The sequence below is a fragment of the Actinosynnema sp. NPDC037264 genome, assembly GCF_055603705.1.
This window is the reverse complement of record NZ_JBVJVK010000084.1, coordinates 21566-32860: the sequence shown is the minus strand read 5'-3', so window position 1 is coordinate 32860 and position 11295 is coordinate 21566. Positions and strand designations below refer to the sequence as shown.

At 73.6% G+C, this 11295-nt stretch carries 12 protein-coding genes; 6 read left to right on the top strand and 6 right to left on the bottom strand.

Going from position 1 to position 11295, the window contains the following annotated elements:
• Nucleotides 1–143: 143 nt before the first annotated feature.
• From ACZ7GX_RS42255 to ACZ7GX_RS42235, 5 genes are all read right to left on the bottom strand, one after another.
• A complete protein-coding gene (locus ACZ7GX_RS42255) occupies nt 144–1745 on the bottom strand; it encodes a S8 family peptidase (RefSeq protein ID WP_498785904.1) in 1602 nt (533 codons plus the stop codon).
• 129 nt (nt 1746–1874) lie between these two features.
• On the bottom strand, nt 1875–2513 hold the full coding sequence (locus ACZ7GX_RS42250; RefSeq protein WP_498785902.1) for a hypothetical protein: 639 nt from the start codon (nt 2511–2513) through the stop codon (nt 1875–1877).
• Nucleotides 2497–2937, bottom strand: coding sequence for a DUF4383 domain-containing protein (locus tag ACZ7GX_RS42245; RefSeq protein ID WP_498785900.1), 441 nt, complete (start codon nt 2935–2937; stop codon nt 2497–2499). The genes ACZ7GX_RS42250 and ACZ7GX_RS42245 overlap by 17 nt, the downstream gene beginning before the upstream one ends.
• 68 nt (nt 2938–3005) lie before the next feature.
• Nucleotides 3006–3644 carry an STAS domain-containing protein gene (locus tag ACZ7GX_RS42240; protein WP_498785898.1) on the bottom strand — a complete coding sequence of 213 codons (639 nt, stop codon included), beginning with the start codon at nt 3642–3644 and terminating at the stop codon, nt 3006–3008.
• Nucleotides 3645–3654: 10 nt separating this feature from the next.
• On the bottom strand, nt 3655–4614 hold the full coding sequence (locus ACZ7GX_RS42235) for a Ppx/GppA phosphatase family protein (RefSeq protein ID WP_498785896.1): 960 nt from the start codon (nt 4612–4614) through the stop codon (nt 3655–3657).
• 120 nt (nt 4615–4734) lie between these two features.
• On the opposite strand from ACZ7GX_RS42235, the gene ACZ7GX_RS42230 reads away from it, so the two are divergent.
• Nucleotides 4735–5532 (top strand): SDR family NAD(P)-dependent oxidoreductase, encoded by a 798-nt coding sequence (locus ACZ7GX_RS42230; protein WP_498785894.1) that lies wholly within the window; start codon nt 4735–4737, stop codon nt 5530–5532.
• Nucleotides 5533–5625: 93 nt separating this feature from the next.
• On the opposite strand, the gene ACZ7GX_RS42225 is transcribed toward ACZ7GX_RS42230, so the two are convergent.
• Nucleotides 5626–5901: a hypothetical protein gene (locus ACZ7GX_RS42225; protein ID WP_498785891.1), complete on the bottom strand. Its 276-nt coding sequence runs from the start codon at nt 5899–5901 to the stop codon at nt 5626–5628.
• A gap of 51 nt (nt 5902–5952) precedes the next feature.
• On the opposite strand from ACZ7GX_RS42225, the gene ACZ7GX_RS42220 reads away from it, so the two are divergent.
• The 5 genes from ACZ7GX_RS42220 (at nt 5953) to ACZ7GX_RS42200 (ending at nt 11295) form a co-directional block, all read left to right on the top strand.
• Nucleotides 5953–6324 (top strand): hypothetical protein, encoded by a 372-nt coding sequence (locus ACZ7GX_RS42220; protein ID WP_498785889.1) that lies wholly within the window; start codon nt 5953–5955, stop codon nt 6322–6324.
• A 10-nt stretch (nt 6325–6334) separates the two neighbouring features.
• Complete coding sequence (locus ACZ7GX_RS42215) at nt 6335–6847, top strand: GNAT family N-acetyltransferase (RefSeq protein WP_498785887.1); 513 nt, start codon at nt 6335–6337, stop codon at nt 6845–6847.
• Nucleotides 6848–6891: 44 nt separating this feature from the next.
• Complete coding sequence (locus tag ACZ7GX_RS42210; protein ID WP_498785884.1) at nt 6892–7809, top strand: anti-sigma factor RsbA family regulatory protein; 918 nt, start codon at nt 6892–6894, stop codon at nt 7807–7809.
• Nucleotides 7810–8057: 248 nt separating this feature from the next.
• On the top strand, nt 8058–8798 hold the full coding sequence (locus ACZ7GX_RS42205) for an alpha/beta fold hydrolase (protein WP_498785882.1): 741 nt from the start codon (nt 8058–8060) through the stop codon (nt 8796–8798).
• A gap of 10 nt (nt 8799–8808) precedes the next feature.
• Nucleotides 8809–11295, top strand: coding sequence for an NACHT domain-containing protein (locus ACZ7GX_RS42200; protein ID WP_498785880.1), 2487 nt, complete (start codon nt 8809–8811; stop codon nt 11293–11295).

The following is an 11295-nucleotide window of genomic DNA, read 5'->3' as shown; positions in this document are numbered from 1 at the left end:
TTTTCCCGCCAGGCCTGCCCGGCTTTGGCCTGCCTGGGGTGCCCGTAAGGGCCCCATGTCAAATCGAGCCGAACGAGACCACCACCGCCCCGCCCAACCCAGCCAACCCACACAACCCAGCCAGGCCCAACCCGCACAACGGATCAGAACTCGATACCCCACCCATCGATCTTCCCGGTGTCATACGCATACGCGTCCTTCACCCGCAACTTCCACGTCCCGTTCTTCTCCTCCGCCGACGTGTCCACCTTGAACGTCTCGTGGATGCCGTCCGCCGAGTTCTCCCCACCCGACCGCCGCAGCACGAACACCGCACCGCTCGGCCCGACCAGCTCCACCGCCAGATCAGCGGTGTACGGGTGCACGATGTCCACCTTCACCGAGGTCGTCGCCGTGCCACGACCGTCGCATCCGGACACCACGATCTCCGACGTCACGGCCTCACCGGCGTCCGGGATCGCCACGTCCTCCTCGCTCGTCCCGCCCTTGCACGTCGGCGGGTTCGGGTCGCCGCCGTTGATGAACCCCGTGTACAGCAACTTGTTCGGCGTGCCGGGCCCGGAGTTCTTGACCACGCCGTCGGTCGCGTTGTCGATCAACGCCTTCGCCACCTCCGCCGGCGTGGCCGCCGCACGAGCGGGATTCGCGCTCAGGTACAACGCCGCCGCGCCCGCCACGTGCGGTGACGCCATCGACGTTCCGTTGATCGTGCGCTCCGCGCCGTCGTTCCACGTCGACGTGATCTTGGTGCCAGGGGCGAAGATGTCGGTGCAGCGACCGTAGTTGGAGAACGACGACCGGGTGTCCGTGCTGTCCGTCGCGTTGGTCGTGATCGCTTCCGGGACGCGCGCCGGCGACGTGCGGCACGCGTCGCGGTTGTCGTTGCCGGAGGCCACGGCGACCGTGACACCGGCCGCCACGATCTTCTTCACCGCGTCGTCCACCGCCGTGCTGGCCGCCCCACCGAGGCTCATGTTCGCCACCGCCGGCTTGGCCGCGTGCTGCGCCACCCAGTCCAGGCCGCCGACGACCTGCGACCACTGGCCGGAACCCTGGCAGTTGAGCACCCGCACGCCGACCAGCTTCACGGCCTTGGCCACGCCGTACGTGGTCGAGCCGATGGTGCCCGCGACGTGCGTGCCGTGGCCGTTGCAGTCCTGCGCCTCCGCGTCGTCGTCGATGAAGTCGTGCCCGTCGGCCGCCCGACCGCCGAAGTCCTTGTGGTCCTTGTGGATCCCGGTGTCGACCACGTACGCGGTCACGCCCGCGCCGGTGCTGTTGTAGGTGTACTTCTTGTCCAGCGGCAGGTTCTTCTGGTCCACCCGGTCCAGGCCCCAGGTCGGGTTCTCCTGCGTGTCGGTGGCGTGCGCGAGGGCGTCCTGCTCGACGTACTCGACCGCCGGGTCGGCGGCCAGCCTGCGCGCCTGCTCCGCGCTCATCGCGGCCGCGAACCCGCGCAACGCGGCGGTGTACGTCATCTTGACCGCGCCGCCGTACGTGCCGACCAGGGCCTGCGCCGTGGCGGGCGTCTGCTGCACGCTCACCGCGGTCTCCCGCAACGCGACGATGTAGCTGTCCTTCACCGCGCCCGGCCGGTTGGCGCCGAGGACCTCTCCCTCGGGTTGCCTCCCCACCCCGAATCCGTGTCCGTATCCATAGCCGTGGCCCGCGCTCGCCAGCAGCAGGGCCGATGTCGCCAGGCCCGCGGTGACGACCCGTCGCCGGGTCGAGCGATCGTGTCGCATCGGTCGTTCTCCGTTCACTCGGCCGCCAGCAGGGGTGTCGGTGCGGGAACGCCTGCGCGAACCAAGGGCGCGACAGCCTCCGGACCTCGACCAGCTCGTCACCACTCGACTACCCCGCGCAACCGGTGCTCATGCGTCCGGAGCAGTCACCGGATCGGGCGATCGGCCGCGCCGACTACCCCGATAGGCCCTCTCGCGCGCCCTGGCCAGGGCCGCCGGCGCCAGGTCGAGGCCCGGCGGGCGGTTCCGGATCGGGTCGAGCGCGGGCAGGTCGCGGTCGACGTCCAGCGGTCGGACCACGAGCCTGCCGACCGGCCGCCACGGCGCGCCGATCTCCAGCGTGAACCCCAGTTCGCCCGGCAGCCCGGTCAACGCCGCCGAGCAGAGCCGCCGGTGATCGGGGACGGCGGCCAACCACACCAGCCGGTCACGCCAGCGGAACGGGGTGATGCTGCCGTACCGGGCGCTGGTCCACGTCCGCGCGGGCCGCGGCAGCACGCGGGCAACGCACGTGGACAGCAGCACGTCCCACGGCCCCGGCAGCCGGAACGCCAACCCGAGCACGTCCGGCAGCCCACCCGGCGTGCCGGCGCCCTTCGACAGCCGCCCGGACACCTCCGTCACGCCGACCGGCAGCGGCAGCCCGGGGTCGTAGGTCACGGTCACCGTGCCGTCGAACCACCGGCCGCGCGGGTGGAACGCCTTGGCGTCCCGCGCGCCGGCCAGCACGCGGAAGGCGGGTTCGACGAGGTCAGGCACTGCGCGCATGCGGGTTGCCCTTGAGCGCCGAGCCCAGCGCCACCATGCCGAGGCCGAGCCCCAGGTGCAGCCAGTCGTCGGCCGCGTCGACCGGCACGAAGTTCGCCGCGCCCTCCTTGTCCACCACCAGCCCGTACAGCCACAGCACCAGGTACAGCGCGCCGCCGCCGATCAGGAACGCCCGCGCCGCCGACGCCGTGCGCGCCATCACCAGGCCCACCACGCCGAACAGCAGGTGCACCAGGTTGTGCAGCACCGACACGTGGAACACACCGATCAAGTGCGCGCCGGATCCGGGACCGGCGAACGCGATCTCGTCCAGCCCGGTGGTGATCCCGGGCACGAACCCGAGCACGCCCACCACCAGGAACACGACCGCGACCGCCATCGCCGCCGCGCGGACCGGGTGCGGCAACCGGGTCGTCGCACTCATAGCGGATCACCTCGCCTGTGACGGTGGTCCCGCTCGACTACCCCTCGACGACCGCTCGAAACAGCCCGTCACCACCCGGCGCTGACCGGCCCCTCATCGGAACCGACACCTTCGCCGGATCTGGCACCCTCCCCGGATCCGACGCCCTCCCCATCGACCTGAACCGCACGCCGCCCCCCACGCGACACCCGCCCACGGGCCACCGCACCACCGCCTACCGCACTACCACCCACCGCACGACCACCGGCCGCACCTCCCGCCACCGCACGACCACCCGCCACACCGTCCACCGCACGCCCGTCCACCACACCGTCCACCGCACCACCACCCGCCTCCGCACCCGACGCACCCGCCTGCCCGCTCGCCGCCGCACGTCCCGTCGCCGCCGACGCCACGTCCGGGTAGCGGGGGAACAGCCGATCCAGGTCCGTCCGCTCGAACACCCGCCGCACGTGCGGCGGCACGGCGGCCAGCCGCAGCCAACCGCCCGCCCGCTGGGCCCTCGCCCTGGTGCGGACCAGCGCGCTCATCGCCTGGGCCCCGCAGAACGCGACCCCCGACATGTCGAGCACGATGCGGTCACGTCCCTCGCTCACCAAGCGGTCCATCCGGTCCAGCACCCGGCGCGCGCCCGCCAGGTCCAACTCCCCGGTCGCCACGACCACCGCGCACCCCGTCCGGTGAGCCTCGACCGACAGCGCCAGCATCCCGATCCCTTCACGCCACCCGGCAGTACTCGTCGTCATCGCCGCCCGCGCCGATCAGGGCGAGCAGCAGCCCTTCCCTGGTCGACCAGGGGCATATCTCCACCTCGTCGTGCCCGGTGGCCACCATCAACGCCTCCGCCACCAGGGCTCCCGCCAACGACTGCTCCGCGCGGTGCCGGGAGATGCCCGGCAACCGGGCGCGTCGCGGCACGGGCATCCGGGCCAGCCGGGGTATCCAGCCGCGCAGGTCGGCCAGGCGCAGGGAGCGCGGCACGAGCGGTCCCTCCTGCTGCGGCCGCGCCCCGGCCAGCCGCGCCAACTGCTGGAACACCTTCGAGCAGCCGACCGCCCGGTGCTCGGCGACCGACGTCCCCTCCAGCGCGACCACCACCCGGTCGTGCACCAGCACCTGCTCCCGCGCCAGGCCTCGGTGGTCGCGCCGCGCGGCGCGGTCGACCGCGAGCCGCCGGGTCATCGTGCGGGCGCCGAACGGCAGCGAGCGCGTGAACGACGGCTCCACGTCGTCACCGACGGCGAGCTCCACCGTGCCGCCGCCGACGTCGAGCACCAGCAACGGGCCGGCGCGCCAGCCGAACCAGTGCCGCGCGGCCCGGTAGGCCAGGCGTGCCTCCTCCTGGCCGGGCAGCACGCGCAACCGGGTGCCGGTGCGGCGGGCGACCTCGGCGATGACCTGCTCGGCGTTGGGCGCGTCGCGGATGACGGAGGTGGCGAAGGGCACGACGGCGGAGACCCCGGCGCGTTCGGCGATCCGGTGCGCGGCGTGGACGGCGGTCACAACCTGTTCGACGCCTTCCGGGCGGAGTCGGTTGTCCCGGTCGAGCGCCCGGTCGAGCCGGAGCCGGGTCTTGTGCGAGAGGACGGGGTGCAGCGGCGAGCCGGAGACGACGACCAGGTGGGCGCTGAAGCAGCCGACGTCGAGCACGCCGACCTGGCCGGGTCGTCCGGACATACGTCACCACCATCCGCGTGTGAGAGGTACCGGGAGGAGTGCCCAAAGGCGCATCGGGTGAAACCGGATTGGGTGATCCGACTCCGGGTAGTTCAGGGCCACTCCGGGTAGTTCAGGGCCATGAGTGCTTCGGAGAGGCCGTTGGCGGTGGTGACCGGCGCGTCCAGCGGAATCGGGCTCGAGCTGGCGAAGGTGTTCGTCGAGCACGGGTTCGACCTGGTCGTGGCGGCGGAGAACGACGTGGTGCACGACGTGGCGCGGGAGTTGGCCGCCGGTGGGGCGCGGGTGGACCCGGTGCGGGCGGACCTGGCCACGTTCGAGGGCAACGAGGACCTGGTCGCGGTGGTCGAGGGCGTGGGACGGCCGGTGGAGGCGTTGGCGGTGAACGCCGGGGTTGGCGTCGGCGGTGATTTCGTCGACGACAGCGACCTGCGCAGCCACCTGCGGGTGGTGGACCTCAACATCTCCTCGGCGGTGCACCTGGCGAAGCGGCTGGTGCCCACCATGGTGGAACGCGGTGCAGGCCGGGTGCTGTTCACGTCGTCGGTGGCCGCGACCGCGCCCGGGCCGTTCCACTCGGTGTACGCGGCGTCGAAGGCGTTCCTGGCGTCGTTCTCGCAGGCGTTGCGGGAGGAACTGCGCGACAGCGGGGTGACCGTGACCGCGCTGATGCCGGGCCCGACCGACACCGACTTCTTCCGCCGGGCGGGCATGACGGACACCAAGGTCGCGACCGGGCCGAAGGACGACCCGGCGGACGTCGCGCGGGCGGGGTTCAAGGCGCTGATGGACGGCGACGACCACGTGGTGGCCGGTTCGCTGCGGACCAAGGCGCAAGCGGCCGCCGGCCGCGTCCTGCCGGACCCGGTGAAGGCGCGGGCGATGCGCGCGATGACCGAACCGGGCTCTGGGGGTTGACCCCGGCGCGGCCGAACGTCCGCGCCGCGGTGGAAAGCCGACAGGCCGACCCGACTCCCGGGAACCGACCCAGGCGCCGCCGATCCGCCTGGGTCAGAACTCCGGGATCTCGGGCACCCGCCTCTTCGACCTCTCCCCCGACGCCCGTGCCCGCGCTTCTGCCTCGGCCTCTGCCCACCTCCGTGCCTCACGGTGATCGCGCGTCACCCCGGGCTCGGGCGTCTCGTCCCCGATCAGCGCCCGGTACTCGTCGACCTCCTGCGGGGTGGGGTCGATCGGCGCTTCCTCGGCGACCTCGTCCGGGTCGATCGGGTCGACGGGCTCTTCCGCCCGCTCCCGGGGCTCCAGTGGTTCCTGTGCTGCCGTCATGACCGCTGGTTACCCCGTGTGCGGATGCTCGAACGGGGTAACCGTGACGCCGTGACCATCCACGCGAGACGAGACGTGCCCGCCCTGCCCGACCTGGTGTTCAACGCCGCCGCCGACCCCGCCCGCCTGGCCTCCTGGCTGCCCGACCCCTACCAGGTCGTCGGCCGCACGGACGACGTGCTGATCCTGCGCGCCAACGACGAGCCGCACCAGGTCAGCCTCGCCGCCGACTACGACCGACTGCTCCTGACGTGGACGCCGCTGGCCGAGCACGGCTGCCGGGGCGAGCTGCGCGTCTCGCTGGCCGGGGTGGCGGGCAGCGTCGCCGAGCTCCGGGTGGACGACTGCCCCGACGACCAGCTGCCGTCACGCCTGCTCGAAGCCCTCGCGAACGCGGTTGAGCAGAACCTCACCGCCGGCTGATCATGCACCCGTGGACCTCCGCGCCGCCCGGCCCGACGAACTGCCGCTGCTGCCCCCGATCGAACGGGCCTCCGGTGAGCCCTTCCGCGAGTTCGGCATGCCCGAGATCGCCGACGACGACCCGATGCCGCCGAGCACCCTGGCCGGACTGCACGTCTGGGTGGCCGTCGACCCGCTTCCGGTGGCCTGGATCGCGGTCGAGGTGCTGACCGCGGACCGCGCGGCGCACGTCGAGCAGGTCTGCGTGCACCCCGACCACGCGCGGCGCGGTATCGGGGCGGCGCTGCTGGACCACGTCGAGCGCTGGGCCGCGACGCGCGGGCTGGAGGCGTTGACCTTGACCACGTTCCGCGACATCCCGTGGAACGGCCCCTACTATCGACGACTCGGGTTCCACGAGGTGGCGGACCTCTCACCGGCCCTGACGGCCGTCGTCGCGGCGGAAGCCGCACGTGGACTCGACCCCGCGACACGCGTTTGCCTGCGCAGGCCGCTCCGTGACGATGATCGGGCGGGATACTGAACGGGCAGTCCTCCCCTGCCAGCAACCGTTCGGAGGTTCCCCCGGTGGTCGACTTCGTGCACGAGGCACTGCTCTACCGCGACGACGAGGAGTACCTCGCGGGGACAGTGCCGTTCGTGCGCGACGGCGTGACCGCGGGTGAGCCGGTGCTGGTGGCCGTGCCGCAACGAGGCATCGACCTGCTGCGGCGCGCGCTGGGCGGGCTGGCCGAGCAGGTCGAGTTCCTGGACATGAGACGCGCCGGGCGCAACCCGGGCCGGATCATCCCCGGCGTGCTGACCGCGTTCACCGACAACAACGCCGCCACCGGCCGGGTGCGGATCATCGGCGAGCCGATCTGGCCGGGCCGCACGGACCTCGAGTACCCGGCCTGCGTGCAGCACGAGGCGCTGATCAACACCGCGTTCGAGGACCGGCCCGCGTGGATCCTGTGCCCGTACGACACGGCGAACCTCGCGCCGGAGGCGGTGCGCGACGCGGAGACCACGCACCCGGTCGTGGTCGAGGGGCAGCGGCGCAGGCAGAGCACCGGTTACCGCGAGCCGTTCCTGATCGCCGAGGAGTTCAACCGACCGCTGCCCTCGCCGCCGCCGGACGCGCTGACCCGCCGGTTCGACCTGGACGCCCTCGGCGCCACCCGGCGACTGGTGGCCGCGTTCGCCGTCGAGACCGGCCTGACCGCAGATCAAGTGGAGGACCTGGTGCTCGCGGTCAACGAGCTGACCACGAACAGCGTGGTGCACGGCGGCGGCTTCGGCACGCTGCTGCTGTGGCGCGAGGGCGGCGCCGTGGTGTGCGAGGTGCGTGACGCGGGCCGGATCGCGAGCCCCATGGTGGGCAGGCGCAATCCCGGCGCCAACGCCCGCGGCGGGTACGGCGTCATGCTGGTGAACCTGCTCTGCGACCTGGTCCGCGTGCACACGCACGAGGCCGGCACCGCGATCCGCGTGTACGTCGGCTGACCTCGCACCCTCGACGCACCCCACCCCACCGCACCCACCTCACCGCAGCACACCCGCCGCCAGCACAACCGCCGCTGGCGCACCCCGCCCCGGCCCGCCCTCCGCGCCCCACCCCCGCCCTGCCGAGCCGATCTACGTGTGTGCTTGCACACCAACCGACCACCGTCGCCCGATCCGCCCTGGTCACGAATCGTCCTTCGCGCGCAATTCCCGCCGCCGCACGCGCGTCGCCCGGCAGAATCTGCCACGTGACTCCCGCACTTCTGCTCGCCCACGGGGCCGGTGGCACGGTCCGCGCCAACTTCAGCCCCCTCATCCCGCGGCTGTCGCGCAAGCGCAAGGTGCACGCGGTCGACTTCCCCGGCTCCGGGACCACCCCCCGCGCGACCGGCCCCCTCGACCTGGACGACCTCGCCGACCGGCTGGTGGCCGCCGCCGAGGGCGAGGAGCGGTTCGCGGTCGTCGGCTACTCGATGGGCTGCGCGGTCGCCGTGCGCGCGGCGCGGCGCCACCCCGAACGCGTGACCGCCCTGGTGCTCACCGCCGGGTTCGCCCACCTCGACCCCGAGACCGCGGAACGGGTGCGGCGGTGGCGTCGGCTGCTGGACGCCGACCGCGCCGAGCTGGCCCGCTTCCTGATGTCCGTCGCCCTGGGCGCGCCGTTCGAACGGCGGCTGACCGCCGAGCAGACCGCGGGTTTCCTGGAGCTGATCGCGCTCACCGTCCCGCCCGGCACCCCGGAGCAGGTCGACCTGGTGCAGCGGATCGACCTGCGTGACGAGGTGCCGACGCTGACCGTGCCGACCCTGGTGATCGGCGCGAAGCACGACCGGCTGATCGCGCCCGGCACCACGCGCGGGCTGGCCGACCTGATCCCCGGCGCGCGGTGGGCGGAGCTGGACAGCGGCCACTCGCCCGCGGTGGAGGCCCCCGCCGAGTGGGGACGGTTGATCGAGGAGTTCCTGGACTCCCTCCCCGCCCGCGTCTGAGCGCTGCGCCGTGCACCCCGAACCACCCGTCCACAACACCTTCGACGGCACCGCCACGTTCGTGCTGCAGGCCAGGGACGTGCACGGCGACGTGCACGTCCACCTGCCGCCCGCGGCCGAGCCGGTCGACCTCGCCGCCGCGGAGCTGGCCGCGCTGGTGCTGGCCCAGTGGCGCGACGAGTCCGCCGCCCGCGACGTGTTCGACCCCGCGCCGCTGCCGGTGGTGTGGCGGGCGGGCCCCGAGCACGCCGACCACCGGGAGAACATCGGCGGCGCGGTGCCCGAGGGCGACGACCTGGCACGGCTGGCCGAGGCGTTCCGCGCGCTGCCGCGCGGCAGGCTGGTGGTGCTCGGCGAGCCGGGCTCGGGCAAGACCACGTTCGCGATGCTGATGGTGCAGCAGCTGCTGGTCGACCTGCGGGTGAAGCAGACCGTGCCGGTGCTGCTGTCGATCGCGTCCTGGGACCCGGTCCGCGAGAAGCCCGCCGAGTGGCTGCTGCGCCGGATCACCGAGGAGTACCCGGGTCTGCACGTCACGCACGGCCGGGCCGCGGTCGAGCGGCTGGTGCGCGACCGGCGGGTGCTGCCGGTGCTGGACGGGCTGGACGAGCTCCCCGCGCCGGTGCGCGGCCGGGCGCTGGCGGCGTTGCACAAGGGGTTCGGCGAGGTGATCGTCACCTCACGCGCCGCCGAGTACGCGGCGGCCGTGGCCGACGGCCAGGTGCTGCGGTCGGCGGCCGTGCTGCGCGCCGCGCCGCTCACCCCGTCCGCCGTGGTCGCGCACCTGCGCACCGCCGTCACGCCGGCCCGATTACCTGCCTGGCGCCCGGTGCTCGAGAAGATCGAGGCCGAGCCGGAGGGCGACCTGGCCGCCGCGCTGTCGACCCCGCTGATGGTGTGGCTGGCGCGCCGCGTCCACCGCTCCCCCGCCGCCGATCCCGCCGGGCTGACCCGCCTGCCCGACCGCGCGGCCGTGGAGGAGCACCTGCTGGACGGGCTGATCCCGGCCGCGTTCGACGACGAGGACCGCGGCCGGTGGGACGTCGAGCAGGCCACCCGGTACCTGCGGTTCCTGGCCGACCACCTGACGGCACGCGGTGAGCAGGACATCGCCTGGTGGCGGCTGAGCCGGGCGCGACCGGCCCGGGTCGCGTTCCTGGCGCTGGCCTCGCTGGTCACCGGCGTGGTGCTGGCGGCCCTGGTCGTCGCCGACCTCAACTTCGCCCGCCTCGACGAGCTCGACTGGCTCCCGATGGCGCTCAGCTTCCCGATGGGTGTGGCCGTCTGGGTGTTCGTGGAGTTCACCGCGGGCGGGATGGCGGCCGACGGTCGGGCGCCCACCGGCAGGCCGGGCCCGACGGCGTGGCGCAGGCGGATCCGGGCGCTGGTCCAGGAAGCGCGGCACCGGCCACGCCAAGCCGCGCTCGCCGTGACCGGCTGGGTCGGCGGCACGGCGGTGGTCGGCGTGCCGCTGGCGTCCGTAGGCGACAACTTCGGGTGGTTCCTGGTGCCCCTGGCCCTGCTGCTCGGGCTGGGCAAGTCGGTCCTGATGTCACCGGTCGACGCGGACCGCGCCGTCGACCCGGACGCCCTGCTGCGCGGCGACCGCAAGGCGGTGCTCGCGGCGCTGGTGCTCATCGCCCCGCAGGTCGGCTCGCTGATGTACCTGCCGACGCTGCACGAGGGCAAACCGGTCGTGGTGCAACTGCTGCTGGGCGCGGTGTACATGGTCGGCTCGTGGGCCGGCTGCGGCGCGGTCATGCTGCTGGTCAGCGCGTCCGGGCGGTGGGTGCTCACCAGGGTGGGCCTGGCGCTGACCGGCCGGCTGCCGTGGGCCGCCCTGGCGTTCCTGCGCGAGGCGCACCGGGCGGGCGTGCTGCGCCGGGTCGGCGGCGTCTACCAGTTCCGGCACGTCCGGCTGCGCGACCGGCTGGCCACGGCGGCGCCCGCGCCGGAACGGGTGCCGACCACCGTGCCGGTCCGGGGCAGCGAGGTGCTGTTCCGGCAGGCGAACACGGTTTCGAGGCCCCGGGCGGCGCTGTCGATCGGCGGCGGGCTGGCGGCCGCGGTGTTCGCGGCGTCCGGCAACCTGCCCCGGATGTTCGTCCCCGGCTGGGTGCCGGTGGCCCTCGTCGGCGTGAGCATCGCGGTGCTGCACTGGCAGGTGCGCGGCGTGCCGTGGCGGCCCAACCGGCTGCGGGTGGAGCCGACCCGGCTGGTCGTGTCGCGGTTCGGCTCCACCCGCGAGTTCACCGCCCGCGAGGTGGGCGGGCTGGAGATCCGGTGCAGCGAGGGCACCTACGGCCTGTACCTGCGCGGGAAGTCCAAGAGCCGCCCGCTCGACACCCGCGGCCAGTTCGTGGTGTGGACGGCGGACGACGACGGCTGGCTGCCGGTGTGGCCGCTCGGAGCCACCGCCGAACAACACCCCGACCTGGACCGGGCGCTGGCGCGGTTCGCGCGGTCGGCCGGTTTGCGGGTCTCCCGGCCGGGCTAA